Source organism: Mesorhizobium sp. AR10, from assembly GCF_024746795.1.
Taxonomy (GTDB): domain Bacteria; phylum Pseudomonadota; class Alphaproteobacteria; order Rhizobiales; family Rhizobiaceae; genus Mesorhizobium.
Window position 1 is genome coordinate 4,147,630 of record NZ_CP080524.1, and the last position, 23,961, is coordinate 4,171,590.

Annotated in this window: 29 protein-coding genes; 19 read left to right on the forward strand and 10 right to left on the reverse strand. The window is 62.0% G+C overall.

Annotated elements, in window-relative coordinates:
* Positions 1-22: 22 nt before the first annotated feature.
* Positions 23-505 carry a hypothetical protein gene (locus tag LHFGNBLO_RS23605; RefSeq protein WP_258601719.1) on the forward strand — a complete coding sequence of 161 codons (483 nt, stop codon included), beginning with the start codon at positions 23-25 and terminating at the stop codon, positions 503-505.
* Here LHFGNBLO_RS23605 and LHFGNBLO_RS23610 read toward each other — a convergent pair.
* A complete protein-coding gene (locus LHFGNBLO_RS23610) occupies positions 502-2,388 on the reverse strand; it encodes a L,D-transpeptidase family protein (protein ID WP_258601720.1) in 1,887 nt (628 codons plus the stop codon). The two genes, LHFGNBLO_RS23605 and LHFGNBLO_RS23610, sit on opposite strands and share 4 nt — an antisense overlap.
* Before the next feature lie 311 nt (positions 2,389-2,699).
* Between LHFGNBLO_RS23610 and LHFGNBLO_RS23615 the strand changes: the two genes are divergently transcribed.
* The gene (locus LHFGNBLO_RS23615; protein ID WP_258601721.1) at positions 2,700-3,095 is read left to right on the forward strand and encodes a rhodanese-like domain-containing protein; all 396 of its coding nucleotides are present in this window, start codon (positions 2,700-2,702) and stop codon (positions 3,093-3,095) included.
* Between the two features lie 10 nt (positions 3,096-3,105).
* Here the strand turns inward: LHFGNBLO_RS23615 and LHFGNBLO_RS23620 are convergent, their stop codons facing one another.
* Positions 3,106-4,017, reverse strand: coding sequence for an alpha/beta hydrolase (locus LHFGNBLO_RS23620; RefSeq protein ID WP_258601722.1), 912 nt, complete (start codon positions 4,015-4,017; stop codon positions 3,106-3,108).
* A gap of 48 nt (positions 4,018-4,065) precedes the next feature.
* Between LHFGNBLO_RS23620 and LHFGNBLO_RS23625 the strand changes: the two genes are divergently transcribed.
* Entirely contained in the window at positions 4,066-4,518 is a 453-nt protein-coding gene (locus tag LHFGNBLO_RS23625) for a MarR family winged helix-turn-helix transcriptional regulator (protein WP_258601723.1), read from the forward strand.
* A 14-nt stretch (positions 4,519-4,532) separates the two neighbouring features.
* On the opposite strand, the gene LHFGNBLO_RS23630 is transcribed toward LHFGNBLO_RS23625, so the two are convergent.
* Both LHFGNBLO_RS23630 and LHFGNBLO_RS23635 read right to left on the reverse strand, forming a co-directional pair.
* Positions 4,533-5,144, reverse strand: a complete 612-nt coding sequence (locus LHFGNBLO_RS23630) for a pyridoxamine 5'-phosphate oxidase family protein (protein ID WP_258601724.1) — start codon at positions 5,142-5,144, stop codon at positions 4,533-4,535.
* Between the two features lie 71 nt (positions 5,145-5,215).
* On the reverse strand, positions 5,216-5,569 hold the full coding sequence (locus LHFGNBLO_RS23635) for a DUF971 domain-containing protein (RefSeq protein WP_258601725.1): 354 nt from the start codon (positions 5,567-5,569) through the stop codon (positions 5,216-5,218).
* A 199-nt stretch (positions 5,570-5,768) separates the two neighbouring features.
* On the opposite strand from LHFGNBLO_RS23635, the gene moaA reads away from it, so the two are divergent.
* The 12 genes from moaA to LHFGNBLO_RS23695 all read left to right on the forward strand — a co-directional run bounded on the left by moaA (position 5,769) and on the right by LHFGNBLO_RS23695 (position 14,916).
* The gene (gene moaA, locus LHFGNBLO_RS23640; RefSeq protein WP_258601726.1) at positions 5,769-6,764 is read left to right on the forward strand and encodes a GTP 3',8-cyclase MoaA; all 996 of its coding nucleotides are present in this window, start codon (positions 5,769-5,771) and stop codon (positions 6,762-6,764) included.
* Positions 6,765-6,817: 53 nt separating this feature from the next.
* The gene (locus LHFGNBLO_RS23645) at positions 6,818-7,291 is read left to right on the forward strand and encodes a hypothetical protein (RefSeq protein WP_258601727.1); all 474 of its coding nucleotides are present in this window, start codon (positions 6,818-6,820) and stop codon (positions 7,289-7,291) included.
* A 119-nt stretch (positions 7,292-7,410) separates the two neighbouring features.
* On the forward strand, positions 7,411-7,767 hold the full coding sequence (locus tag LHFGNBLO_RS23650; protein ID WP_258601728.1) for a hypothetical protein: 357 nt from the start codon (positions 7,411-7,413) through the stop codon (positions 7,765-7,767).
* 122 nt (positions 7,768-7,889) lie between these two features.
* The gene (locus tag LHFGNBLO_RS23655; protein WP_258601729.1) at positions 7,890-8,810 is read left to right on the forward strand and encodes a DMT family transporter; all 921 of its coding nucleotides are present in this window, start codon (positions 7,890-7,892) and stop codon (positions 8,808-8,810) included.
* A 4-nt stretch (positions 8,811-8,814) separates the two neighbouring features.
* Positions 8,815-9,441 (forward strand): molybdenum cofactor guanylyltransferase MobA, encoded by a 627-nt coding sequence (mobA, locus tag LHFGNBLO_RS23660; protein ID WP_258601730.1) that lies wholly within the window; start codon positions 8,815-8,817, stop codon positions 9,439-9,441.
* Positions 9,438-9,950: a molybdopterin-guanine dinucleotide biosynthesis protein B gene (gene mobB / locus LHFGNBLO_RS23665; protein WP_258601731.1), complete on the forward strand. Its 513-nt coding sequence runs from the start codon at positions 9,438-9,440 to the stop codon at positions 9,948-9,950. The genes mobA and mobB overlap by 4 nt, the downstream gene beginning before the upstream one ends.
* A 214-nt stretch (positions 9,951-10,164) precedes the next feature.
* Positions 10,165-10,950, forward strand: coding sequence for an ABC transporter substrate-binding protein (locus LHFGNBLO_RS23670; protein WP_258601732.1), 786 nt, complete (start codon positions 10,165-10,167; stop codon positions 10,948-10,950).
* Positions 10,951-11,031: 81 nt separating this feature from the next.
* Positions 11,032-11,751 carry an ABC transporter permease gene (locus LHFGNBLO_RS23675; protein ID WP_258601733.1) on the forward strand — a complete coding sequence of 240 codons (720 nt, stop codon included), beginning with the start codon at positions 11,032-11,034 and terminating at the stop codon, positions 11,749-11,751.
* Positions 11,748-12,569 carry an ABC transporter permease gene (locus tag LHFGNBLO_RS23680; RefSeq protein WP_258601734.1) on the forward strand — a complete coding sequence of 274 codons (822 nt, stop codon included), beginning with the start codon at positions 11,748-11,750 and terminating at the stop codon, positions 12,567-12,569. The genes LHFGNBLO_RS23675 and LHFGNBLO_RS23680 overlap by 4 nt, the downstream gene beginning before the upstream one ends.
* A 99-nt stretch (positions 12,570-12,668) precedes the next feature.
* Entirely contained in the window at positions 12,669-13,538 is an 870-nt protein-coding gene (locus tag LHFGNBLO_RS23685; protein ID WP_258601735.1) for an NAD(P)-dependent oxidoreductase, read from the forward strand.
* A 7-nt stretch (positions 13,539-13,545) separates the two neighbouring features.
* Positions 13,546-14,259 (forward strand): DNA alkylation repair protein, encoded by a 714-nt coding sequence (locus tag LHFGNBLO_RS23690; protein WP_258601736.1) that lies wholly within the window; start codon positions 13,546-13,548, stop codon positions 14,257-14,259.
* Positions 14,260-14,343: 84 nt separating this feature from the next.
* Positions 14,344-14,916 carry a DUF3299 domain-containing protein gene (locus LHFGNBLO_RS23695; RefSeq protein WP_258601737.1) on the forward strand — a complete coding sequence of 191 codons (573 nt, stop codon included), beginning with the start codon at positions 14,344-14,346 and terminating at the stop codon, positions 14,914-14,916.
* A 20-nt stretch (positions 14,917-14,936) separates the two neighbouring features.
* On the opposite strand, the gene LHFGNBLO_RS23700 is transcribed toward LHFGNBLO_RS23695, so the two are convergent.
* The 4 genes from LHFGNBLO_RS23700 to LHFGNBLO_RS23715 all read right to left on the reverse strand — a co-directional run bounded on the left by LHFGNBLO_RS23700 (position 14,937) and on the right by LHFGNBLO_RS23715 (position 17,546).
* Complete coding sequence (locus LHFGNBLO_RS23700; protein WP_006333679.1) at positions 14,937-15,428, reverse strand: Lrp/AsnC family transcriptional regulator; 492 nt, start codon at positions 15,426-15,428, stop codon at positions 14,937-14,939.
* A 209-nt stretch (positions 15,429-15,637) separates the two neighbouring features.
* On the reverse strand, positions 15,638-16,255 hold the full coding sequence (locus LHFGNBLO_RS23705) for a uracil-DNA glycosylase family protein (RefSeq protein ID WP_413774643.1): 618 nt from the start codon (positions 16,253-16,255) through the stop codon (positions 15,638-15,640).
* A gap of 2 nt (positions 16,256-16,257) precedes the next feature.
* A complete protein-coding gene (locus LHFGNBLO_RS23710) occupies positions 16,258-16,869 on the reverse strand; it encodes a glutathione S-transferase (protein WP_258601738.1) in 612 nt (203 codons plus the stop codon).
* Between the two features lie 53 nt (positions 16,870-16,922).
* Positions 16,923-17,546 (reverse strand): thermonuclease family protein, encoded by a 624-nt coding sequence (locus LHFGNBLO_RS23715; RefSeq protein WP_258601739.1) that lies wholly within the window; start codon positions 17,544-17,546, stop codon positions 16,923-16,925.
* Between the two features lie 74 nt (positions 17,547-17,620).
* On the opposite strand from LHFGNBLO_RS23715, the gene LHFGNBLO_RS23720 reads away from it, so the two are divergent.
* Complete coding sequence (locus LHFGNBLO_RS23720; RefSeq protein WP_258601740.1) at positions 17,621-19,141, forward strand: sensor histidine kinase; 1,521 nt, start codon at positions 17,621-17,623, stop codon at positions 19,139-19,141.
* On the opposite strand, the gene LHFGNBLO_RS23725 is transcribed toward LHFGNBLO_RS23720, so the two are convergent.
* A complete protein-coding gene (locus LHFGNBLO_RS23725; RefSeq protein WP_258601741.1) occupies positions 19,138-20,136 on the reverse strand; it encodes a nicotinate-nucleotide--dimethylbenzimidazole phosphoribosyltransferase in 999 nt (332 codons plus the stop codon). The genes LHFGNBLO_RS23720 and LHFGNBLO_RS23725 overlap by 4 nt on opposite strands.
* A gap of 197 nt (positions 20,137-20,333) precedes the next feature.
* Between LHFGNBLO_RS23725 and LHFGNBLO_RS23730 the strand changes: the two genes are divergently transcribed.
* Together LHFGNBLO_RS23730 and LHFGNBLO_RS23735 are read left to right on the forward strand one after the other, a co-directional pair.
* A complete protein-coding gene (locus LHFGNBLO_RS23730; protein WP_258609863.1) occupies positions 20,334-20,567 on the forward strand; it encodes a DUF1289 domain-containing protein in 234 nt (77 codons plus the stop codon).
* Between the two features lie 13 nt (positions 20,568-20,580).
* Positions 20,581-21,285, forward strand: coding sequence for a TIGR02281 family clan AA aspartic protease (locus LHFGNBLO_RS23735; protein ID WP_258601742.1), 705 nt, complete (start codon positions 20,581-20,583; stop codon positions 21,283-21,285).
* A 6-nt stretch (positions 21,286-21,291) separates the two neighbouring features.
* Here LHFGNBLO_RS23735 and dusA read toward each other — a convergent pair whose 3' ends face one another.
* Positions 21,292-22,287, reverse strand: coding sequence for a tRNA dihydrouridine(20/20a) synthase DusA (dusA, locus tag LHFGNBLO_RS23740; RefSeq protein ID WP_258601743.1), 996 nt, complete (start codon positions 22,285-22,287; stop codon positions 21,292-21,294).
* 434 nt (positions 22,288-22,721) lie between these two features.
* Between dusA and LHFGNBLO_RS23745 the strand changes: the two genes are divergently transcribed.
* The gene (locus LHFGNBLO_RS23745) at positions 22,722-23,942 is read left to right on the forward strand and encodes a diaminopropionate ammonia-lyase (RefSeq protein WP_258609865.1); all 1,221 of its coding nucleotides are present in this window, start codon (positions 22,722-22,724) and stop codon (positions 23,940-23,942) included.
* The last annotated feature ends 19 nt before the right edge of the window (positions 23,943-23,961 follow it).

The following is a 23,961-nucleotide window of genomic DNA, read 5'->3' on the forward strand; positions in this document are numbered from 1 at the left end:
ACAGCGCCGCACGGGGGTGGGCATGGCAACGGCGAAGCACGTGTTGAAGCGCATCCTGATGATGCTCGCCGGCTATTTCGTCAGCGTGCTGGTCGGGCTTGTCGCGGTGGTGGCAATCTACGGCGCACTCAGTTCGCTGCCCAACGCTCCCGGCTATTTCAGCGCCGTGGGCGTCACGCCCATCGCGCTGTTGTTCCTGCCGCCGGCCGCAATGATCATATATTTCGTGACGATCGTAGTGACAGCCTTGCAGACGCTGATCTTTGCGCTGATCGCCGAGTTCTTCTCGCTGCGCAATTTCCTGATGCACATGCTGTTTGGCGCCGCGGCGGCGGCGGGCGGCTTCGCCATGCTCTGGCCGAGCGTGCCCGAGGCTCCGGAGCGCTGGGCCGATATGGTCATTATCGCCGCCGCCGGCCTTGTCGCAGGCCTGGTCTATTGGCTGATCGCCGGGCGCGAAGCCGGCTTTCGTCGCCCGCTCATTCAGCGGTTTGATCGAGCCTAGCTGGCGGGCGAGCGCACCGCTGCCGTCGCATCCAGCGCCTGCATCAGCCGCGTATCGCGGTCGTAGACGTCGTTGAAATATTCGACTTTGCCGGACATATCAGGCCAGGCGGTGAAATAGGCGACGTAGACCGGAATCGTTCGCGTCACTTCTTCGCTCGAATGTCCATGCTTCAGCTTCTCGGCAATGTAGTCGACCGAGGTGCCGAGCACGGCGGCGGCCATGCCGCGTGGATCCTGCAGGCGAACGCAGCCATGGCTGAGTGCGCGCATGTCGCGTTGGAAAAACGACTTCTGCGGCGTGTCATGCATGTAGATGGCATGCTTGTTGGGGAACAGTATCTTCAGTTCGCCCAGCGCATTGGCTTCGCTCGGCTGCTGGCGCACGCCGTAAGGTATTTTCGAGCCATAGGCGCCCCAGTTGACCGAGGAAGAGGGAATGCGCTTGCCCCGCGCATCGACCACCTCGTAGCCGGCGCGGTCGAGATAGCCCGGATCCCGGCGCAGCCGGGGCAGCATTTCGTTGACGAGGATCGACTGCGGCACCCCCCAATAGGGGTGGAAATCGACCTGCTTGATCTGGTCGTAGAAGAAAGCGGTCTGATTCGTGGTCTTGCCGACGACGACACGGGTCTTGAGCTTCTCCTGGCCATTGTCGATGTAGCTTGCCGTGAAGGCCGGCTGATTGATGAAGACCCGCGGGCTGCCGAGATCGGAAGGCAGCCAGCGCAACTCTTCCAGCGCGACCTGCACTTTCTGCAGCTTGTCGGCCTTGGACGTTCCGGCCAGCGACGCGACCGTGCGCGGCCCGATGACACCGTCGCCTTTCATGCCGGCTTTCTTCTGCACCGCCTTGATGACCGGTACCAACTCCGGACCATAGACCTCGCTGGTGCCGAGCCTGGCCAGGATCTCGCCATAGTCGCCGCCCATCTCGTCGTCGAGATTGCGTGCGATCAGCGTCAGCAGCTTCGGCAGTTCGGGACTGCTCTCGCCGGGCTTCAGCAGCAACTTGGGGTCGACGACGATTTCGTTTTCGGCACTGGCCTGCAGCGTTTCCAGCTCGACGCGCAGCGCCTGATATTCGGGATTCTGCGGGTGTCGCGATTCGAGATAGGTGCGCACCTGCTGGGTGTGCGCCAGCGTTTTCAGCACGCCTTCCATGTCCAGCGGCTTGGCTGGAAAATCATAGTAGCCGGTCATGCGGTTGGGATCGACGCGGCCGCTTTGAGAGTCATGGGCGTAGCGCAGGACCCGCGCCGACAGTGCCATCTCGAAGCGGACGAGTTCTTTCAAGTGAGCACCGGTATCGCCAGGCGGTGCGTTGGCGGTCGGCACTTCGACCATGTAGTCGGCAGGCGTAAGGCCATAGCTAGCGGCCTCGCCAAGCACCCGCACTGCGTCCTGCGCGCGGCTGTTGAGACTGGTTCCGCTCACCCAGATGAAATCCGGATTGGCCGAGTAGTAAGCGATCAGCGCCTTGGCGATGTCAGGTTCGGCATAGAGTTCATAGTCGCCGAGACCGGCAATCGCCTCGCGGAAGGCCGTACCCGTCGCCGACGGCACAAAGGCGGCGTCCTGCGCTGTTGCCACCTGGGGAGGCGCGACTTCGAGCGCCGAGAAATCGACGCGCACGAGCCGGTCGGCCTTGTAGGTGTAGTAGGACGGACTGCTGATCCTGACGCCGCCACCACCGCCAGCCGACACATTGGGCTTCGGCTTGTACTTGGGCGGCGGTGGAAATTCGCCTTGCGGCTGATGCCTCACGCCGCCACCGAAAAGCATGTCGAAGAGCCCCTGCGCGCCGGCATGCGGCGCGCTGAAGGCCAGCGTTGCCGCTACAGCAAGCGGCATCACGGTGGCTTTGTTTCCGAGGAATTTCATGAATAATCACCCGCTCCGGTTGAAACCGGTTCCCGTTCCGCGCCGCTAGACGGTCTCGCCCACCGCATGGCGGATGTAAGGCGTGACTATACTGATTCATACCGATTTCGTTAAGCTTTCATAAATTTCGGCGGGCCTGTTGCCGAACGGTTTCACAACATCGTGACGGCCGAAGCGATTTTGCTCGACCGTGGCGGGCCCATGGCGGCGTGGCAAGCGATGGCAGCCACCGACGCGGGCGTGACAAAACCCGACCGTTGTGCTGGAAATCCAAGCGGCCAGCAAAACGCATGGCCGGGAGGAATGCGTCGGTGAAAAGGGGATATCGCGAGTTGCTCGACGAGGCGAATGCCGAGATCGAGGTGGTGTCGCCGGAGGAAGCGGCGGGGCTGCTCGACGACGAAGAGACCATCTTCGTCGATCTGCGCGACCCGCGCGAAGTGGAGCGCGACGGCAAGATCCCCGGTGCCCGGCATGTCACCCGCGGCATGCTGGAATTCTGGATCGACCCGGAAAGCCCGTATCACAAGCCGTTCTTTGCCTCGGGGAAGAGCTTTGTCTTCTTCTGCGCCGGCGGCTGGCGCTCGGCACTTGCCACCAAGACGGCACAGGATATGGGGCTTTCACCGGTGAAGCACATTCTCGGCGGCTTTACCGCCTGGAAAACGGCCGGACTGCCGGTCGAGCCAGGCGAGAAAAAGAAATAAGACCTTCAGGTCAATGGACCGATACCGGTTCCCTGTGGCCGGCAACAAAGCCGATGGCACGCTCGACCACGCTCTTGTCGGCGAGAATGCGGCGATGGCCGAGGCCGTCGGCCCAGAAAAGCCGCACATGGTTGCCGGCGCCGGCATAGAGCCTTGCATGATCGGCGGAGACTTCGCGATCGTCCGGCGCGTGGATGACCAGAGTCGGCACCGGTTTGTGGGCAAGCTGACGGTCGCCGGTGAATTCGTGCAGCGGCCTTCCGGCGATGCGTTCGACCCGGTCGGCCATCGCGGCCTGCGAGCGCGGACCGACATTGAGCATGCGGCTGAAGTCGGCAAGGATCGCCGGCAAGGAACTCGGTGCCGCGATCAGCACCAGCCGCTCCGCCGCCAGCGGCGGGATGTTCCTGACCGAGCCGGCGACTGCATTGGCAGCGACGGCACCACCGAAGGAATGGCCGACCGCTGCCGCGAACGGGCCGAACCATTCGCCGACGATTCGCACGGCATCGACCGCATTGACCACGTTCAGCCGGCGCCCCTGCGACTGGCCGTGGCCCGGCAGGTCAAGCGAGACGACCTTGTAGCCGGCGGTGCGATACCCTTCGACCAGCGCACGCATATATTCTGTGCGTGAGCGCCAGCCATGGATGACGAGCACCGTCCCGGCAACCGCCCTGCCCGGCTCGGGCCGGAATTCGTGCACCATGATGCAGCCGGTTTTGGTCTTCAGCCGATGGTGACGCGCCTCGGCCATGAAATCGGCGGCGCGCTCGACGGCGCGCCGTTCGCCGTCGCTGAGCGCCTTCACATTGGGCGTGCGGCAGAACAATTCGAACGCCGCGCGACCGCTCAGGCGGGGCGCCACATGCTCGGCGGCAGCAAACACCCCCCGGATGACCTTCAGTCCAAATGATGCCATAGTGGCGATCCATCCATTCCGTTCAAGCATGAACATAATAGTTCAAACATGAACATTAAGCAAGAGCTACCCTGGGATAGCCCGCGTTTTCGCAACTGGGTCGCGGTGGCGCGCGCCTGCCATGCACTGGAGCGTGCGCTGGCGGTAAAGCTGGCGCCGCTGGACCTGAAGCCGGCACAGCTCGATGTGTTGATGAACCTCTATCGCCATCCCGGCATGTCGCAGCACGATCTGGCCCGCCGCCTGCTGGTCGGCCGCTCAAACATCACCATGCTGTTGCCGCAGCTCGAGGGCCGCGGCCTGCTACGCCGCGAGGGCGATGAGAAGGACAAGCGGGTGCTGCGGCTGACCCTGACCGAAACCGGCACGGACCTTTTGATGCAGGCGCTGAAGGTCCACATGGCGCTGATCGAGAAGGCGATGAGCCAATCGACACCGGAACAATGCGACATGATTGGTGAGCAGATGCGCAGGGTTACCGACGTGCTGAAGGAAGCCTAAGCAGGCTTGCCGGCTCACCACATCGATTTTTTCGCCCGCTCCGGCCATTCCTTGTCGTAGGTCTCGCCGTCGATGTTCTTGCGGCTGGTGATTTCCAGGATCTGCCCCGGCGTCGGCAATGATTTCGGGTCGACATGCCTGGCCGGATTCCACAGCTCGGAGCGAACGATGGCGCGGGCGCACTGGAAGTAGACCGAATCGACATCGATGACGGTGACCGAGCGGGCCGGCTTGCCTTCGACGGTGAAGGACGCGCAAAGGGCGGCATCGGTTGAGATGTGGGCGCGGCCGTTGACGCGCAGCGTCGTGCCGGAGCCCGGAACCAGGAACAGCAGACCGACACGCGAATCCCTGATGATGTTTTTCAGCGAATCGGCACGGTTGTTGCCGCGCCGGTCCGGCATCATCAGGGTTTTCGGGTCATGAATGCGCACGAAGCCGGCGAGATCGCCGCGCGGCGAGCAGTCCAGCCCTTCCGGCCCGCTGGTCGCCAGCGCGACAAAGGGCGAGGCCTCGATGAAGGCGGCATATTCGGGAATGATATGGTCGAGTTCCTTGACCACCGACGCCTCGCCGGGCAGGCCGTAGAGGGCTTCGAGCTGTTCGACCGTAGTGATGACGGACATCTTTTTGTCTCCGAATACTCACCGCCGCTATTCCCTATCCGTGACGTTTTGACGACAGCGGTAGCTCAAGACTAACGATCGCGGCTCAGGCCCTTTTCCGCAAGCTCGGCGAGATAAGCGTCCCAGCGCGCGTCCTTCTCATGACCCAGCGTGTGCAGGTAGTTCCAGGTGAAAATGCCGGTGTCGTGGAAATCGTCGAAAGTGATGCGCACAGCATAGTTGCCGACCGGCTCGATCTTCAGGATGGCGACGTCGCGCTTGCCGGGAACGGTGACGCGCTGTTCGGGCGAATGGCCCTGCACTTCGGCCGACGGCGAGGCGACGCGCAGAAGTTCCGCCGGCAGTTCGAACGGCTGATGATCCGGAAAGGTGACGGAGAGCAGCCTGCGGTCCTTCGAGACCCTGAGTTCCTTTGGTGCCGTCATGGTGGTAGACCCCGCATCGATCCGCCCTTCCCTACGCTGCTTCGCGCAGTGGGAAAAGGCGCTTTAACGCTTCCGACACGGATGTGTCGGTGGCGGAATGTTACCAAAGATCGAGACGGTCTATCTTGAATGGCAGGCCGGATCGTATCACATAGCGGTATATAACGATGCCGTTCGCGGCCACGGGAAACGCATAAGCATGAACATGATCGACCCATTCGGTCGCACAATCAGCTATTTGCGCGTGTCGGTTACCGACCGCTGCGATTTCCGTTGCACCTACTGCATGGCTGAGGACATGGCCTTCCTGCCCAAGAAGGATTTGTTGTCGCTCGAGGAATTGGACCGGCTCTGCACCGTGTTCATCGAGAAGGGTGTGCGGAAGCTGCGTCTCACCGGCGGCGAACCGCTGGTGCGCAAGAACATCATGCATCTGGTGCGCCAGATTTCGCGGCATCTGAAAAGCGGTGCGCTGGAAGAACTGACGCTGACCACCAACGGTTCGCAGCTTTCGCGCTTTGCCGCCGAGCTCGCCGATTGCGGGGTCAGGCGCATCAACGTCTCGCTGGACACCCTCGATGCCGACAAGTTCCACGCCATCACCCGCTGGGGTCATCTCGGCAAGGTCATGGAAGGTATCGACGCGGCGCAGGCGGCTGGATTGAAAGTGAAACTGAACGCGGTGGCGCTGAAGGATTTCAACGACGCCGAACTGCCTGAGATGATGCGCTGGGCGCATGGCCGCGGCATGGACCTGACGGTCATCGAAACCATGCCGATGGGCGAGATCGATGCCGACCGCACTGACCAGTACCTGCCGCTGTCGCTGCTGCGCGCTTCGCTCGAGCGCCAGTTCACGCTGACCGACATCCCCTACAAGACCGGCGGCCCTGCCCGCTATGTCCACGTCGCCGAGACTGGTGGGCGGCTCGGCTTCATTACGCCGATGACCCACAATTTCTGCGAAAGCTGCAACCGCGTCCGGCTGACCTGTACCGGCACGCTCTATATGTGCCTCGGCCAGGAAGATGCCGCCGACCTGCGCGCGCCGCTGCGTGCGTCCGAAGGCAACGAACTGGTCGCCGACGCTATCGATGAAGCCATCGGCCGCAAGCCGAAGGGCCATGATTTCATCATCGACCGCCGCACAAGTCGCCCTTCGGTGTCGCGGCATATGAGCGTCACCGGCGGCTGATTTTATCGCCGATCTCGTGCAAGATCGCCTCCGTCGTTGGCTGGAGGCATGGCATGAAACGTCTTTTCCCGACCCTGGCGTTGGCTGTCGTGATCGCAACAACCACCGCTGTCGCCGCGCCATTCACCTATACCAACGACCGTTTCGGCACGGTCTGCACCTTTCCCGACGAGGTGTTTACCGATCGCCAGCCCGAGCCGGACAATGGCGACGGCCAGGAATGGCTCAGCGCGGACGGGGCCAGCCTGACCTGCTCGGGCATTCTCAACATCGACGACGACACGCCGAAGGGTTTTGTTGCGGCCGAGAAGGCGAGCAACGAGCCAGGTTACGAGATCACCTACAGCAAGACCGGCAAGGACTGGGCGGTGCTGTCGGGTTCGAAGGATGGGGACATCTTCTACGAGCGGCGCCTGTTCGGCAGGGATGGCGTCATCCACACCGTCTGGATCGATTACCCGCCGGCCCTGAAATCGAAATATGACCCTTTGGTCGGGCCGATCGCCGGCAGCCTCAAGGGACCATGAGCATTTTTCGGTCACACCCCGGAAAAAGTCTTGCCCGCAAACGGTTGCCGGATTTACCGTCAGCATGTTCCGGCCTAGCTTTCCCTGCAGCGGAATCGTCGCTCACAGGGGGATACACCATGCGCAAACTCATTCTTTCTCTTGCATTGCTTGGCCTCGCGGCCGTGCCGGCGGCAGCCCAGTCGATCGGCGGCACCTACACCGTCGCCGGCACCAATTTCGATGGATCGCCCTATGGCGGCGAAGCCACCATCACGCTGACCAGCAAGACGACCTGTACGATCCACTGGGAAACGGGCGGATCGTCCTCGGACGGCATTTGCATGCGCAACGACGATGCCTTCTCCGCGGGCTATGTGATGGGCAAGGACATCGGCCTTGTCGTCTACAAGGTGAAGGAGGACGGTTCGTTGCAAGGTTTGTGGACGATCGCCGGCAAGGACGGTAACGGCACCGAAGTGCTGACGCCCAAATAAGCCCTGCCGCTGTTGCAGGCGGAAAGGGCTGGTCCACAAATGCTGTGGCCCAGCCCTTTGGCGTTGCTGTCTGGCGACCGGCTGCTACAGGCATTGGTCCAATGCAAAACCGGTAAACGCCATTGCCTCTTTCCCCAAACCTTCGCGGCGCGCTGTTCATGATCGTGGCGATGGTCGGCTTCACCCTCAACGACGCGATCACCAAATTCTCGTCTGAATCGATGAACATGGCGCAGGTCATGCTGATCAGGGGCGCCTTTGCTTCGCTTTTCGTCGGCCTGCTCGCCTGGCAGCGCGGCGCGCTTGCCCGCCCGGCCTCGATGCTGCAGCCGCTGGTGGCGATCCGTGTGATCGCCGAAGCCGGTGCCACGGTGAGTTTTCTTGTCGCGCTTGCCCACTTGCCGATCGCCAACGTCTCGGCCGTACTGCAGGCGCTGCCGCTGGCGGTGACGATGGGTGCAGCACTTGTGTTCAACGAGGGCGTCGGCTGGCGGCGCTGGCTGGCCATCGCCATCGGCTTTGCCGGCGTGCTGATCATCGTGCGGCCAGGCTTCGAGGGTTTCAGCGTCTATTCGCTGCTGGCGCTGACCAGCGTCGCATGTTGTGCGGTGCGCGACCTCGCCACCAAGCGGATACCCCAGGCCATTCCGACATTGCTGGTTTCGACCGCCACCGCCCTTGCGATGACGGTGCTGGGCGCGGCACTGCTTTCGCCAATGGGCGGCTGGACGCCAATGACCGGAAAAGACACGGCGCTGCTGGCGCTGGCAGCGGTGCTGGTGCTCATCGGTTACCAGTTCATCATCATGGCGATGCGGGTGGGCGACATCTCGTTCATCGCGCCGTTCCGCTATACGGCCCTGCTGTGGTCGATCCTGCTCGGTCTGTTCATCTTTGGCGACGTCCCCGACCTGCCGATGATCATCGGCGCCACGGTCATCGTCGGCTCCGGCCTCTACGCGCTCTACCGCGAGCGGATCGTTGGCCGGCGAAAAACCGCCGCCGAAAGCGCTGGACCGGACATGGCGCCGGACGGCATATAGAGCGATGCGCCGAGACGTTGCAGGGATCATTCTGGCCGGCGGCCAGTCGCGACGAATGGGCGGCGGCGACAAGACCCTGCTTATGCTTGGCCGCGGCCGCCTGCTGGACCATATCGTTGCCCGCCTTGCCCCGCAGGTCGGACCGCTGGCGCTCAGCGCCAATGGCGATCCGGCACGGTTTGCCGGCTTTGGACTGCCCGTACTCGCAGACACGGTGGAAGGTTTTGCCGGGCCGCTTGCCGGCATTCTCACCGGCCTCGAATGGGCGTCCATGGCCTGCAATGCGGTGGTGACGGTTGCCGGCGACACGCCTTTCCTGCCACCGGACCTTGTCGAGCGGCTGGTTGCGGCAGTCGACGCGCGCCCCGGTGCGATCGCCGTCGCCTGTTCCAACGGCAAGCGGCATCCGACCTTCGCGCACTGGCCAACAGACATTCACGACGCCTTGCGCCGCTTTTTGGTCGACGAGGACATCAGGCGGGTTTCTGCCTTCATCGACCGGCACGACTTTGCCGAGGTGGAGTTTCCGATGCTGAAATCCGGAACGCAGGAGATAGATCCGTTCTTCAACATCAATACCCCTCAAGACCTTGCGGTGGCCGAGCGTCTGTTGCAGGACATCGCGCCATGACAAACAGACACGTCTTCGGCATTACCGGCTGGAAGAATTCCGGCAAGACGACACTGACCGAAAGACTGGTCGCCGAACTTGTCCGGCGCGGCTGGAAAGTGTCGACGGTAAAACACGCCCATCATGATTTCGACATCGACAAGCCAGGGGCGGACAGCTTTCGCCACCGGCAGGCGGGAGCCACGGAGGTCGCGATCGTGTCGGGCAAGCGCTGGGCACTGATGCACGAATTGCGCGGCGAGGACGAGCCGACGCTGGACGCGATCCTGTCGCGGCTAGCGCCGTCGGATATCGTGCTGGTCGAAGGCTACAAGCGCGAGGCACACAGCAAGATCGAAACGCGGCGGCTGGAGGCCAGGGACCAGACACCGCTTTCGGCAAACGACCCGCATATCGTCGCCATTGCGGCCGACTTTGCGATCGCCGGTGAAAACCTGCCGGTGTTCGATCTCGAAGACACGAATTCGATAGCCGACTTCATAGAGCGCGCCACAGGCTTGTCGCGCTAAGGACGCTGCCGACGCACCATCCGGCCGCCCCCAATCCCGCTTCAAAAGCCTAACCTTGCGTCAGCATTTGCCTGGAATGCAAATCCCCGAGACCGTTGTTTTGCAGTTGCTTTTTCTTGGGAAAGAGTGGGAGTATCGCGACAGCGGGCGGTCAAAAAGCACCGCCCACAGAGCCGTACGGAACGACGGCCGGGACCATAAAGAGAGGACTATCATGCGAATTGCATTGCGTATCGCGCTCGCCGCATCGGCTGCGCTGCTGACCTTGGGCGTTGCCCAGGCTCAGGAAAAAACCTTGAAGATCGGCACGGAGGGAGCCTATCCGCCGTTCAACAATCTCACCGCCGACGGCCAGCTCGTGGGTTTCGACATCGACATCGCCAAGGCGCTTTGCGACGAGATGAAGGTGAAGTGCGAATTCGTTGCGCAGGATTGGGACGGCATTATCCCGGCGCTTCAGGCCGGCAAGTTCGACGCCATCATTGCCTCGATGTCGATCACGCCCGAGCGCGCCGAGAAGGTCGACTTTACCCACAAATACTACAACACGCCATCGGCGCTTGCCGCACCGAAGGACACCACGCTCAAGGGCGTGACCAAGGAAGATCTCGCCGGCAAGACCGTCGGTGTCGCCACCACGACGACGCATTTCAACTATGCCTCGAAGACCTACACGGACAGCACCATCAAGGGCTATCCGAGCAGCCCCGAAGAGCAGGCCGATCTCGCCAATGGCCGGCTTGACGCCATTGAGGACGACATCGTCGTGCTGAGCCAATGGTTGGACACGCCAGACGGTGCCTGTTGCAAGATTCTCGGCACGCCCTCCCCGCAGCCGGTCGAGATATTTGGCCCTGGCGCCGGTATCGCCGTACGCAAGGGCGAGACCGATCTGGTCAACAAGTTCAATACGGCGATCGACGCCATTCGCGCCAACGGCAAGTACAAGGAAATCAACGACAAGTACTTCAAGTTCGACGTCTTTGGCGGCGATTCCTGACAATACAATCAAGACGGCGGGAAATTTCCCGCCGTCTTCGTACTCGGCTCCAAGAACCCGTTATGGAGATAAGCCCAGTCGATGCCCGGCCCAAGTATATGGACGCTTCTCAGCTGGGGACCAGATGGCTGGTCAGACGATATCGCCTATGGGGCAATGGTCACCGTCGCCCTTGCGCTCGCCACGCTTCCCATCGGCTTGACGATCGGCTTCTTTGTAGCACTGGCCAAGCAGTCCGAAGAACCCTCGCTGCGCCTCGCCGCCAACATCTACACCACGGTCTTCCGTGGTCTGCCGGAACTGGTGACGCTTTTTCTGTTCTTCTTCGGCGTGCCGATCCTGCTGCAGCATCTCATAAGATTGATCTACCCCGACTCCACGATCGACGTTAACAGCTTCGTTGCGGGCATGATCGTGCTTGCCCTCATCTTCTCGTCCTATGCCAGCGAGGTTTTCCTCTCGGCCTTTCGCGCCATACCGAAAGGTCAGTACGAGGGCGGCTATGCCATTGGCCTTTCGAACTGGCTGACCATGCGCAAGGTGATCTTGCCGCAACTCCTTCGCATTGCATTCCCCGGCCTCGAAAATTGCTGGCTGAGCCTGCTCAAGGACACGTCGCTCGTGTCGGTCGTCGGTCTTGCGGAAACGCTGCGCAATGCCGGCGTGGCCGCCCGGGTCACCAAGCATTCGTTCCTGTTCTACAGCGTGGCGGCCCTGGTCTTTCTTATCCTGGCTGTCGTGTCGTCTTTCGCCACCAATGCCATTTTGCGCTCACTTGGAAAGCGGGAGGCGCAGCGATGAGCGTCACTGCGGCCATTGTGGAACGGCCGCCACCCCGGACGCGGGGCTGGCCACGCACCCGCATCATCGGCTACGCGCTCGTCTGCCTGTGGGGCGCTTTCGGCCTGGGCATCGTCGCCTATCTGGTCCTTGCCTGGAACCCCGAATTCTTCGCCAAATATGCACCGGCCTATCTGGAAGGGCTGGGAGTCACATTGTCGCTGGTCGGCATATCGATGGTGCTCGGCGCGATACTGTCGATCCCTGTCGCTTACGGCCGCATGTCGAAGAACCGCATTCTCTCCAGCCTTGCCTATGCCTATGTCTATTTCTTCCGCGGTACGCCGCTGCTGGTGCAGACGTTCCTTGTCTATTACGGCGTGGGTTCGTTCAGACCACAGCTCGAAGCAGTCGGGCTATGGTGGTTTTTCCGTGAAGCGTTTTATTGCGGCGTCTTCGCCTTTGCGCTCAACACGGCCGCCTACCAGGCGGAAATCCTGCGCGGCGCCATCGAGAGCGTGGCGAAAGGCCAGTGGGAGGGCGCTGCTTCGCTTGGTCTTCACAAGCTGCAGACGCTGCGCAAGATCATCCTGCCGCAGGCGCTGATCGTCGCGCTAAGGCCTTACGGCAACGAACTCATCCTGATGATCAAGGCCTCGGCCATCGTCGCCATCATCACCGTCTATGACTTGATGGGCCAGGCCAAGCTTGCCTTTGCCAACTCGTTCGACATTCAAGCCTATATCTGGGTCGCCATCGTCTATCTGGTGATAGTCGAGATATTGCGCCATGCGGTCGAATGGATCGAACGACGCATCACCATTCACCTGAAACGCTGATGCAATCAGGCGCCGGGCCGCTCCAAAAATCGATTCCGATTTTTTGGGCCATGCGCTAGAGCTTCCGCAGAAAATTCTGTTTCTGTGGAAGGTAAGCCTATGGCATCGGTGGCATTTCTCGGTCTTGGCGTCATGGGTTATCCGATGGCCGGGCATCTCAGGAACAAGGGGGGCCATGACGTCACCGTCTACAACCGCACCAGGGCAAAGGCCGAGCAATGGGTTGGCCAGCATGGCGGCAACCTCGCCACGACGCCGGCCGAAGCGGCTGACGGCAAGGATTTCATCTTCTCCTGCGTCGGCAATGACGACGATTTGCGTTCGGTGACAACAGGTGCGCAAGGCGCCTTCAGTTCCATGAAAAAGGGCGCGGTCTATATCGACAACACTACGGCGTCGGCCGAAGTCGCGCGCGAGCTGGCGGAGAAGGCGCAAGCGCGCGGGTTTTCGTTCCTCGACGCACCGGTCTCCGGCGGCCAGGCCGGCGCCGAAAACGGCGTGCTGACGGTGATGGTCGGTGGCCAGCAAGGCGCTTTCGACAAGGCCAGGCCCGTCATCGACGCCTATGCCCGCATGGTCGGGCTGATGGGGCCGGCCGGCTCAGGCCAGCTCACCAAGATGATCAACCAGATCACCATTGCTGGCCTGGTCCAGGGGCTGGCCGAAGGCATCCATTTCGGCAAGAAGGCCGGGCTCGATATCGAAAAGGTCATCGAGGTGATTTCCAAAGGCGCGGCCGGCTCGTGGCAGATGGAGAACCGGCACAAGACGATGAATGCCGGCAAGTATGATTTCGGCTTTGCCGTCGACTGGATGCGCAAGGATCTCGGCATCTGCCTCACCGAAGCCGATCGCAATGGCGCCAAGCTGCCGGTGACAGCACTTGTCGACCAGTTCTACAAGGACGTGCAGGCGATGGGCGGCAAGCGCTGGGATACGTCCTCGCTGCTGGCGCGGCTGGAAAAATAGGCTTGGGATGGCCGAGCTTTCGCCCCAGTCCAGTGCCGACGAAATCGTCGCGCATCTGCGCTCGATCGGCTCGGAGGAAAATCGCCGCGGCATGCTGCGCTATGGCATCAAGATCGAACGCGCGCTCGGCGTCTCGCACGGCGTGCAGCGGCAGATTGCCAGGAAGATCAAGCGCAACCATGAACGCGCCTTCGAGCTGTGGCAGACAGGCATCATGGAGGCGCAGTTCATCGCTTCGGTCACGGCCGACCCGAAGCGGTTCTCTGCCGCGGATGCAAGGCAATGGGCGGCGACTTTCGATTCCTGGGACATCGTCGACGGCGTCTCCGATCTCTTCGTCGACACCGACTCCTGGAAGGAATTGATCGGCGAGTTCGCGGCCGACGAACGGGAATTCGTTCGACGCACGGCCTTTGCCATGATGGCCTGGTCGGTCGTCCACCGGAAGAAAGAGCCGGAGACGACCTTCCTCGGCTTCCTGCCGATCATCGAGGCGCATGCCACCGACGGCCGCAATTTCGTGAAGAAGGGCGTGAACTGGGCGCTTCGTTCGATCGGCAAACGCTCCGAGGAAATGCACGGCGCTGCCCTTTCTGTCGCCGAAAGGCTGGCGCAATCGACCGACAAGACGGCGCGCCGGATCGGCAAGGATGCGATGCGGGAACTGACCGGTCCCAAGACGCTCAATCGGCTGGCGGCGAAGACGAAACAGGGCAAGTGACCTGTTCCTCGGCAGTCTAGCCAAACCAAGACGTTGACGCTGTCGGCAACGGTGGCTTTACTTGATTGCAAAAGGGAACAGCCAATGAGCATCCGCCTCAAATCGACCGTGGGCCTGGTAGCCGCGTTGCTCCTGCCCATTGCGTCGGCAGACGCTTCGGTCGAGGCCTTGCACATATTCTGGAAGGATCTGCGCCCGGCAAGCCAGGCGGCTGCCGAAAGTGCGGGCCTGCCGATGATCGCGGCAAGGATGCCCGACCATGGCGAGACGCTGTCGCTCAACTTGCAGGACAAGACCATTCAGCTGGCCGGATATGCGCTGCCGGTCGATCGCGACGGCGATCTTGTCTACCAGTTCCTGCTGGTGCCGTGGACAGGTGCGTGCAGCCACATGCCGACGCCGCCGCCCAACCAGATCGTGCTGGTCACGCCCGCCCATCCCTACAGGATGTCGGAGGCCTATCAGCCCGTCTCCGTCACCGGCGCCCTGAAGCCGGATATGGAGAAAAGCCAGCTGTTCATCCTCGACGGCGCCAGCATCATCCAGTCGGGCTACTCCGTGCGCAAGGCGGAGGTGGTGAATGTCGATACGGTGCCGGACACGATCACGCTGCCGGTGAACTCGCCCTGGAGTTTCCTCAACAAAAAGAAGAACTAAGCGGGATGTGTTGGAGAATTTCAGGCAGCGTTGGCGCCTGATTCCTTGTCCAGCACCATGTAGTCCAGCGGCATTTCGGTCGTGTACTTGATCTGCTCCATGGCGAAGGAAGACGACACGTCGCGGATCTCGATCTTGGCGATCAGCCGCTTGTAGAAGGCGTCATAGGCGGCAATGTCGGGCACCACCACGCGCAGGAGATAGTCGACGTCGCCGCTCATGCGGTAGAACTCGACCACTTCCGGAAATTCCTGGATGACCTCGGAGAAACGCCGCAGCCATTCATGGCTGTGCGAATTGGTGCGGATCGACACGAACACGGTGACGCGCACATTGACCTTCTCATGGTCGAGAATGGCGACGCGCCGCTTGATGACGCCCTCTTCCTCGAGCTTCTGGATGCGCCGCCAGCACGGCGTGGTCGACAGACCGACCTTCTTGGCGACATCGGCGACCGCGAGCGTCGCGTCCTCCTGCAGGAGGCGGAGAATTTTTCTGTCAAGGCGGTCCATTGGGTGCTCCCTGATGCACGTCGCCCAAAAGTGGGTAGCGGTTTTGGGATAACGACATACAAAAACAAAGAATTCAAAGCGCGTCACATGTTCCCCTCAGTCGCGACGCGCTTGGGGAATGGTTTGGCTATATTCCCTCTTATCTAGGCCTTTCACAAGAAAGAAATTCTGCCAGACAGCATAAAAACGGGTGATTTCTTGCTGAATGCTCAAGCGAGGCGATAGCGGATTTCCGATCGTAGAAATGGCAGCAAATCCATTTCGAACCAGGGATTCTTCTTCAACCAGCCCGTGTTGCGCCATGATGGATGCGGCAGCGGCAACACTTTCGGGCTGGTGGGCGCGTCCCAGATGGCGCGCCAGTCCATCACAGTCTGGGTCAGCGAGGGCCGGCGCGCAGCGCCCATATGCCAGGATTGTGCATAGATGCCGATCGTCAGCACGAGATCGATACGCGGCATCAGCGCCATCAACGGCGCGCGCCATGCCGGCGCACATTCACGGCGCGGCGGCAGGTCCGCGCCCTTGGCGTCCTGGCCGGGAAAGCAAAAGCCCATCGGCACAATGGCGAATTTTTCCGTGTCGTAGAATTCTTCGCTGCTGACGCCAAGCCAACTTCGCAACCGGTCGCCGGAGGCATCGGTAAACGGCATGCCTGATAGATGGACCTTGGTCCCCGGCGCCTGGCTGGCGAGCAGGATGCGGGCGCTGGACGACGGCCGCAGCACCGGGCGCGGCTCGTGCGGCAGTGGGCGGCCGATGGGGTTTTCGACGCAGATGCGACAGGCTCGGACCTTTGCCGTGAAGCGTTCCAGCTCAGCGTCCATCCTCAGGCAGCAGCGCTCGGCCGGCTGGAGATCGCACTGTGCCAGCGCAAGACGTTGGCACAGTCTTCCGGAACCTTGATGCGCGCCGGCTTCATGAAGTCGATGGCGATCAGTCCGGTAATGTCGGCGATCGAGTAGGTGTCGCCGGCGGCGAATTCCCTCTGCGCCAGCTCGCCGTCGAGGAGTTTCAGGAATGCGACCGCCTTCGGCTTGTTGGCCTGCCCCCATTCGGGGATTTGCGGAATTTCCCATTCCTTCATTGCCGGGTGGATGTGGCGAAAGGCTTGAGCGACACAGCTGAGCAGGTTGAACTCCATGCGCCTTTGCCACATCTCGACCTGCGCCTTGCCGAGCGCGCCGCGCCCGAACAGAGCGGGCTCGGGATGCAATTCCTCGAAATAGCGGCAAATGGCGACGGATTCGGTGATGATGGTGCCGTCGTCGAGTTCGAGCACCGGCAGCCGCTGCAGCGGGTTGCGCGAGCTGACCGCCTCCTGCCTGTGTCCCAGCGCGCCCATGTCGACGGGCACCAAGGGAATTTCGAGCCCCTTCTCGGCGAGGAAAACCCTGACACGCCGTGGATTGGGCGCGCGGCCACCGTCGAACAGCTTCATTCCATCCTCCCGGTTGTTCCGCAACTATAGGGCGCTCATCGATCTGTCGAGTATCACCAGAAGCGAAAAAGTTCTCGCAACGCATCACCGATCGAAGCCAGAGTGCCATGCTTTCTTTCGACCGGCCCGTGGTCATGGGTTTCGCGCCAGTCACGCGGCTCGTCGAAGGTGCCGGCCCAGATGCCAAGCTTGCCGGCGCGGGCAGCGGCTTCCTCGGCCTCGAAATCGCCATAGGCAACCGCCCAACCGGCTTCGACCTGGGCACGGTTGAGCTCCTCGCCATTGGCCTTGCAGTCGCCAAGCAGCCTGCCAAAGCGGTCGCGTTGCCAACCGGCACAGGAGACGGGTTTGCCGGCGATCAGCCGTACCAGCGACTGGCGCGCGAGCTTGCCGCAGGGATAGTCGGCGCCGTCCTTGCGGCAGGTCTGCGCATATTCAGGAGCGTCGATGCCGCGCATGCGGATGCGCTCGGTGCCGAGCGTGATCGAATCGCCATCGTTGACGATTGCCGCCCCCTCCGTCCTGCGCGTCTCCACTCGGTCAAGGCGCGCCGCAAGAAGGATCAGCAGGCCGAAAAGGATGATGGTCAGCCCGTAATCCACCAGCCTGCGCCACAAGCTGCGAGGGCGCGGTGGAATGTACCGTCGGCGCGGCCTCGGCGACCACGAACGGCTCATATGGCAAACAGTCTCTTAATCATTCGAACGTAGCTTAACAATTTGAAATCGCTGCGCGCAAAATTGAAGTTTCCATGCCTCTGCTACGCTCGAACACAGCGGACAAATTCATTGTGGACCGCAGGAAACCGCATCGCAACAGCGATGTGGCGCGCGCGGTGCGCAAGACGCGCGACCGTCTTTCACAGCAAGTCGGCAATCTCGACTTCGACCGCGAACTGCTGAAACTGCATGCGGGCGCAATGGTGGGCGGCGCAATCGCCATCGCGCTGCTTGCGCTGGCGACGGCGGCGGCGGGGCTGCTTGCCGGCATGGACAACAAGCAGATTAGTGTCTGGGCGCTGTTCACGCTCACCTGCTACACCGTCGTCATATTCATGGCAAAGCGTGTCGAACGCACTGAAGCTTCCGAGCTCAACCCATTGCAAACGCGAAGGGATTTCCTGATCGGCCATTCGCTTTGCGGCGTCGGCTGGGCATGGTTCGCCTGGCTAGGTTGCAATACCTGCCAGGTCGAACAGTTCCAGGTGGTCAAGGCGGTGGTTCTGCTGTTTGCCATGGCGGCAACCGCCGTCATGGCGTCATCGCTGCGCGGCGCACTGCTGGCGACCTTCGCCATTCCCGTAGCGGTCTATGCCTATAACGGCGCGAAGTTGTGGATGCCAGTCGAGGCGATCATGGTCGGGCTGCTGCTCGCCGCGCTCCCGTTCTTCGCCTACATCGCCCGCAATCTCAACCGGTCGTCGTTGCTGCTGCTGTCGTTCCGCTCCGAAACGGACGCGCTGGTTGCCGAAGTCGAGACGGCGAAATCGATGTCGGACGAGGCGCGGCGGCGGGCTGAAGACGCCAATCTGGCAAAGTCGCGTTTTCTGGCCTCGATGAGCCACGAGCTGCGAACACCGCTCAATGCCATTCTCGGTTTTTCCGAAGTGATGGCGAATGAGGTGCTTGGACCGATGAGCAACCCCACCTATCGCGACTATGCCCATGACGTGCATGAATCCGGTCAGCATCTGCTCGACCTGATCAACGAGATCCTCGACCTGTCGCGCATCGAGGCTGGTCGCTACCAGCTCAACGAGGAGCCGGTGATGCTACTCACCATCGTCGAGGATTGCTGCCACATGATGGAGCTGAAGGCACGCAACAAGGACATCCGCATCGTCGAGGATTTCGAAAGCGCCTTGCCGCGCCTGTTCGCCGACGAACGCGCTGTGCGGCAGATCGCCCTCAACCTCCTGTCCAACGCTATCAAATTCACCACAAGCGGCGGCGAAATCCGCTTGCGCGTCGGCTGGACTGCCGGCGGCGGACAGTACATCTCGGTCAGGGACAATGGGCCGGGCATACCGGAGGACGAGATTCCGATCGTGCTTTCCGCCTTCGGCCAGGGCTCTATCGCCATCAAAAGCGCCGAACAGGGCACCGGGCTTGGGCTGCCGATCGTGCAAGGCCTGCTTGCCATGCATGGCGGCGAATTCGAACTTCATTCCAAGCTGCGCGAAGGCACCGAGGCGATCGCCATCTTCCCGCCGAGCCGGGTGATGGAGGAGTTGCCGGCACTGCCAACCAAGACGGTCGCGCGGCGGCGCTAGACCTTGACTGCCGCCGCCATGCCGGAGCTTGCAAGCGCTGCGGCTTTCACCAGACCAGCGGCAAGAGCTGCCCCTACCCCTTCGCCGTGGCTCATGCCGAGATCAAGCAGCGGGCGAAGGCCGAGCCGACCAGCCGCCCGCGCATGCCCAGGCTCCGGCGACAGGCCGGCAAGCAGACAATGGTCGAGGGCAGCGGGATTGGCGGCATGCAGCACCGCTGCGGCAGCAGTCGCCGCAAATCCATCGAGGAGAACCGGGATCTTCTGCACCCGGGCAGCGAGGATGGCACCGGCGATGGCTGCGAATTCGCGACCGCCAACCCGACGCAAGGCTTCAAGAGGATCCCTTAGGCTGGCGCCATGAAAGGCAAGGGCTGTGTCGACGACTTCGGCCTTGCGCGCCTGCATCGCCGCATCGGCGCCCGATCCGGGGCCGACCCAGTCGACACCCCTGCCCCCGGACAGCGCCGCACACAAGGCCGCAGCGACAGTCGAGTTGCCGACGCCGAGATCGCCCAGGCAAAGCAGGTCAGTGCCGCCGGCAATGGCTTCCATGCCGAAGGCCATGGTGGCGGCGCAGCCGCGCTCGTCCAGTGCTGCGTCCTCGGTGATGTCGGCGGTCGCAATGTGCAGCGCCAGATCAAAGACCTTCAAGCCGAGGTCGTTGGCAATGCAGACCTGGTTGATCGCAGCACCTCCCGCGGCGCAAAGCTCGACCGCGTTGGCGGTCGCCACCACCGGCCGCGGCGAAATGCCGTGACGGGTGACGCCGTGGTTGCCGGCAAAGATCGCCACCAGCGGTCGTGTCACAGCCGGCGGTGCGCGCCCACTCCAGGCGGCAAGCCACGCAGCAATGTCCTCGATACGGCCGAGCGAGCCTTGCGGCTTGTCGGCCTTCGCAAACAGGGTGCGCACCCGCGCCTCTGCTAGCGTATCGGCCGGCGGCAAGTTCGCCAGCAGATTGCGAAAATCGTCGAAGGGCAGCGCGCTGGTCATGTCGTTGATGATCGTTCCTGGAGCTGTTGAGCGGCATAGCCGCGTTGCGTGATTGGCACAACCTCCCGGCACGACCTTCCGGTATTGCCGCGAAAACGGTTATCGGCGGCGCATTCCGGAGGGCTTGCAATGGCTTTGCCGTTGCACCATGTGGAGACGAGACAAGGGATTCCGGACGGAACTCCCAAGAGAAAATCATGACGGCTATCGAATCCCCGTGCATCCTGGTCTGCTCGATCGACATGAAAACCGGCTTCTGTTTCGGTTGCGGCCGCACGCGCGAGGAAATCGGCGCCTGGATCGATATGACGTCCGAAACGCGCCGAAGCGTGATGGCCGAGTTGCCGGCCCGGCTGGAAACGGTCGAGCGGCGACCGCGGCGGGAAACACGCCGCGGCCGCATGGCGCGCGAACGCGACGCCCTCTCGTGAACCGGCGACGCCAATGAACCGATTGTTCTGGATCTTGATGGTGGTGATCGGCGTCGGGCTGGTCCTGCTCATGTTCAACAATTCCGCCGGCAGCACCTTCGGCATCGAGAACAACGATTTCAGCCAGCTGATCTGGCTTGGCGCGTTCGGCGTGCTGATCGGCGCCGGCCTCATTCGGTCGGGCAGACCGCTGGGCGCCATGGCCCGCAGTCTCGGCGCCTGGGGGGTCATCGTGCTGGTTCTAATCGCCGGCTACCAGTACCGCTACGAATTGCAGGATTTCGCCAGCCGGGTAACGGCCGGCCTTGTTCCCGGCAGTCCCTTGGCATTGGGGATCGAAGAGGGTCACGCCACGGTGACTTTGGACAAGGCCGGCAACGGTCATTTCGAGGCGCGCATCACGGTCAACGGTGCGACGATCCGCACCGTTGTCGACACCGGCGCTACCAGTACCGTGCTGACATCAGAGGATGCGCAAGCCGCCGGCTTCAATCCGGCAGCGCTGAGCTTCACCATACCGGTCTCCACAGCCAACGGCATGGCACGCGCCGCTTCTGTCAGAGCCGACGAGGTGGCCATCGGCGGCATCTTGCGCAAGGACATGGCGGTCATGGTCGCAGCACCCGGCGCGCTCGGCCAGAGCCTGCTCGGCATGAACTTCATCGGCTCGCTGTCGGGGTTCGACGTGCGCGGCGACCGCATGATTCTGCGCGACTAGGGCTTTTCAAGCCGCCTCGGCCGCCGTTCCGTTCAAATCGACCGCCGCAAAAGCCGTCTTCAGCACATCAGGTCCGGCGCCGGGTCTCGTCGCGTCGGTCGAAAGAATCTGCCGGTAGCGGCGTGCGCCAGGCAAGCCATGGAACAGCCCGACCATGTGACGGGTGACATGACCCAGCCGCCCGCCTTGCTCGATATGGCGCGCCGCATAGTCCGCCATCGCATCGATCAGCGCGGCAAAATCGAACGCGCCGGGTTCGCCGCCGTAAAACGCGGCGTCGACACCGGCCAGAATGCCCGGCGTGTGGTATGCGGCGCGGCCAAGCATGGCACCGTCGACATGATCGAGGTGGCGCAATGCTTCTTCCAGGGATTGAATACCGCCATTGATGCCGATGAATTGGTTCGTTTTTTTGGCTTTCAGCCGGCAGACCCTGTCATAGTCGAGCGGCGGGATGTCACGGTTTTCCTTGGGGCTCAGCCCCTCCAGCCACGCCTTGCGGGCATGCACCCACAGCGCGTCGGCGCCGGCCGCGAAAACGCCATCCGCCAGCGCATCGAGCGCCGGTTCGGGATCCTGCTCGTCGACTGCGATACGGCATTTGACGGTGACCGGAATTTTCACTACGGCCTTCATCGCTGCAACGCAATCGGCGACGAGGTCAGGCACCTTCATCAGGCAGGCGCCGAAGGTGCCCGACTGGACGCGGTCGGACGGGCAGCCGACATTGAGGTTGATCTCGTCATAGCCGAAGGCCTCGCCGATGCGCGCCGCCTCGGCAAGTTTTTGCGGATCGGAGCCGCCGAGCTGCAGGGCGACCGGATGTTCGGTGTCGTCGAAGCCCAGCAGCCGCTCCCGCGCACCCTGGATCACCGCGTCGGCCACCACCATCTCGGTGTAAAGCAGCGCCCGGCTCGTGAGCTGGCGATGGAAGAACCGGCAATGCCGGTCCGTCCAGTCCATCATCGGAGCTATGGCAAGTTTGTTGTCTATCACATTCATTCAATTATGTTTTTCTGACTCAATCCATCCAAAGCCGCGTTGGAACGGCAAACTAATTTGGCAACGGACGCTCCGCCCAAGCGTAACCGAACTTACGATCTTTGCCGCCGCAACGGAAAGCCACTTGGCTCGATCGAAGTTCTCACTGCACACATAGTGCACACGAGAGCGGTTGGTCTAGTGCTACTCCGGAGCCGCCAGCGACGCCGCATCGAGGTCGAAGTCTCGGTGGAGCGGGCAGACGGCAGGACGTGTTGTGTTGTCCGTCTGAAGGATCGAAAGAATCTTCCGGTCGAAGCATCCAATTGTCTGGGTTGAACGGGCTTGCTCAAGGTCGACCTTAACGAAACAAACTTGCAAATCGGCAACCAATAATCAGCGCTCGTTGCGTTCGGGTTGCAATATTATTGAGCGCATCAATGAACGAGGCGATCATGTTTCTGCTCAATACGCATCCCGATTACAAGAAGCCACTCGACCAGGCAGATGCTGAAACGCTCAGCGTCGCAGCGGCCGAGAACGTTGAGCGCCACCTCACATTCCGGGACAATCATGCAGAAACGCCTCTCGTCGAGCTGCCCGGATTGGCATCGGAGTTCGGCGTTGCCGCGATCCACCTCAAGGATGAGGGCTATCGCCTTGGGCTCGGAAGTTTCAAGGCTCTCGGCGGAGCTTATGCGGTGATCCGGCTTGTTCTTGAGGAGGCAGAAAGAAAACTCGGCCGCGCGATAGATGTCTCGGAACTTCAATTGCCCGAGGTCCGGGCCGCCGCCCGCACAATGACGCTTGCCTGCGCCACTGATGGCAATCACGGCCGATCGGTCGCACAGGGCGCTCAGCTCGTGGGCGCCAGGGCGGCAATCTTTGTGCATTCCGGTGTGTCAGACGAGCGGGTCGCCGCCATTGCGAGCTACGGTGCCGACATGATCCGCGTCGATGGTACTTATGACGACTCCATTCGGCAGGCAGCGCGCATTGCCGAGGCAAGCGGTTGGACTATTGTTTCGGACACGTCCTGGCCAGGCTACGAGCGCATCCCCGGACTGGTGATGCAGGGTTACACGGCCCTCATTCGCGAAGCCCTCAGGAAAATGCCGGTACCGCCGACCCATGTATTCATCCAGTCTGGCGTCGGCGGGATTGCCGCCGCCGTGGCGGGTCATCTGGCAATTGAACTCGGTGACAAACGTCCGATCTTCACCGTGGTCGATCCAGCGCGCGCGGCCTGCATCGTCGAGACAGCGCGGGCTGGACATCTCGTGACGGTAGCCCATGGGGAGCCGACCGTCATGGCCATGCTCGAATGCTATGCGCCATCTCTAGTTGCCTGGCGCATCCTCTCTCGCGTAGCCGACGCCTTCATGACCGTCGACGAAGAAGATGCGATTTCGATCATGAAGCGCCTTGCCTGTCCTGTCGATGGCGATCCCGCGGTCGTCGCGGGTGAAAGCGGCGGTGTGGGGCTGGCCGGCTTGATCAAGGCCGTCTCCGACCCCACGATCAAGGCCGCTCTTCGCGTCGATAAATACTCCCGCATCTTCCTTGTGAACACGGAGGGGGCCACCGATTCGAGCAAATACAAGGAGATTGTCGGGTTTTCACCCGCAACGATCATCGCGAGGACTTCCTTGGGGCCTAGCGCGGCGTTGGCCTGAGGCGGTCTCTGAGATCGTA

What these genes read in the sequence shown, in the direction of transcription:
- LHFGNBLO_RS23605 (WP_258601719.1), top strand. Translation starts at nt 23, where the DNA reads ATGGCAACGGCGAAGCACGTGTTGAAGCGCATCCTGATGATGCTCGCC.
- LHFGNBLO_RS23610 (WP_258601720.1), bottom strand. Translation starts at nt 2,388, where the DNA reads ATGAAATTCCTCGGAAACAAAGCCACCGTGATGCCGCTTGCTGTAGCG.
- LHFGNBLO_RS23620 (WP_258601722.1), bottom strand. Translation starts at nt 4,017, where the DNA reads ATGGCATCATTTGGACTGAAGGTCATCCGGGGGGTGTTTGCTGCCGCC.
- LHFGNBLO_RS23625 (WP_258601723.1), top strand. Translation starts at nt 4,066, where the DNA reads ATGAACATTAAGCAAGAGCTACCCTGGGATAGCCCGCGTTTTCGCAAC.
- LHFGNBLO_RS23630 (WP_258601724.1), bottom strand. Translation starts at nt 5,144, where the DNA reads ATGTCCGTCATCACTACGGTCGAACAGCTCGAAGCCCTCTACGGCCTG.
- LHFGNBLO_RS23635 (WP_258601725.1), bottom strand. Translation starts at nt 5,569, where the DNA reads ATGACGGCACCAAAGGAACTCAGGGTCTCGAAGGACCGCAGGCTGCTC.
- moaA (WP_258601726.1), top strand. Translation starts at nt 5,769, where the DNA reads ATGAACATGATCGACCCATTCGGTCGCACAATCAGCTATTTGCGCGTG.
- LHFGNBLO_RS23645 (WP_258601727.1), top strand. Translation starts at nt 6,818, where the DNA reads ATGAAACGTCTTTTCCCGACCCTGGCGTTGGCTGTCGTGATCGCAACA.
- LHFGNBLO_RS23650 (WP_258601728.1), top strand. Translation starts at nt 7,411, where the DNA reads ATGCGCAAACTCATTCTTTCTCTTGCATTGCTTGGCCTCGCGGCCGTG.
- mobA (WP_258601730.1), top strand. Translation starts at nt 8,815, where the DNA reads ATGCGCCGAGACGTTGCAGGGATCATTCTGGCCGGCGGCCAGTCGCGA.
- mobB (WP_258601731.1), top strand. Translation starts at nt 9,438, where the DNA reads ATGACAAACAGACACGTCTTCGGCATTACCGGCTGGAAGAATTCCGGC.
- LHFGNBLO_RS23670 (WP_258601732.1), top strand. Translation starts at nt 10,165, where the DNA reads ATGCGAATTGCATTGCGTATCGCGCTCGCCGCATCGGCTGCGCTGCTG.
- LHFGNBLO_RS23675 (WP_258601733.1), top strand. Translation starts at nt 11,032, where the DNA reads ATGCCCGGCCCAAGTATATGGACGCTTCTCAGCTGGGGACCAGATGGC.
- LHFGNBLO_RS23680 (WP_258601734.1), top strand. Translation starts at nt 11,748, where the DNA reads ATGAGCGTCACTGCGGCCATTGTGGAACGGCCGCCACCCCGGACGCGG.
- LHFGNBLO_RS23685 (WP_258601735.1), top strand. Translation starts at nt 12,669, where the DNA reads ATGGCATCGGTGGCATTTCTCGGTCTTGGCGTCATGGGTTATCCGATG.
- LHFGNBLO_RS23690 (WP_258601736.1), top strand. Translation starts at nt 13,546, where the DNA reads ATGGCCGAGCTTTCGCCCCAGTCCAGTGCCGACGAAATCGTCGCGCAT.
- LHFGNBLO_RS23695 (WP_258601737.1), top strand. Translation starts at nt 14,344, where the DNA reads ATGAGCATCCGCCTCAAATCGACCGTGGGCCTGGTAGCCGCGTTGCTC.
- LHFGNBLO_RS23700 (WP_006333679.1), bottom strand. Translation starts at nt 15,428, where the DNA reads ATGGACCGCCTTGACAGAAAAATTCTCCGCCTCCTGCAGGAGGACGCG.
- LHFGNBLO_RS23705 (WP_413774643.1), bottom strand. Translation starts at nt 16,255, where the DNA reads ATGGACGCTGAGCTGGAACGCTTCACGGCAAAGGTCCGAGCCTGTCGC.
- LHFGNBLO_RS23710 (WP_258601738.1), bottom strand. Translation starts at nt 16,869, where the DNA reads ATGAAGCTGTTCGACGGTGGCCGCGCGCCCAATCCACGGCGTGTCAGG.
- LHFGNBLO_RS23715 (WP_258601739.1), bottom strand. Translation starts at nt 17,546, where the DNA reads ATGAGCCGTTCGTGGTCGCCGAGGCCGCGCCGACGGTACATTCCACCG.
- LHFGNBLO_RS23720 (WP_258601740.1), top strand. Translation starts at nt 17,621, where the DNA reads ATGCCTCTGCTACGCTCGAACACAGCGGACAAATTCATTGTGGACCGC.
- LHFGNBLO_RS23725 (WP_258601741.1), bottom strand. Translation starts at nt 20,136, where the DNA reads ATGACCAGCGCGCTGCCCTTCGACGATTTTCGCAATCTGCTGGCGAAC.
- LHFGNBLO_RS23730 (WP_258609863.1), top strand. Translation starts at nt 20,334, where the DNA reads ATGACGGCTATCGAATCCCCGTGCATCCTGGTCTGCTCGATCGACATG.
- LHFGNBLO_RS23735 (WP_258601742.1), top strand. Translation starts at nt 20,581, where the DNA reads ATGAACCGATTGTTCTGGATCTTGATGGTGGTGATCGGCGTCGGGCTG.
- dusA (WP_258601743.1), bottom strand. Translation starts at nt 22,287, where the DNA reads ATGAATGTGATAGACAACAAACTTGCCATAGCTCCGATGATGGACTGG.
- LHFGNBLO_RS23745 (WP_258609865.1), top strand. Translation starts at nt 22,722, where the DNA reads ATGTTTCTGCTCAATACGCATCCCGATTACAAGAAGCCACTCGACCAG.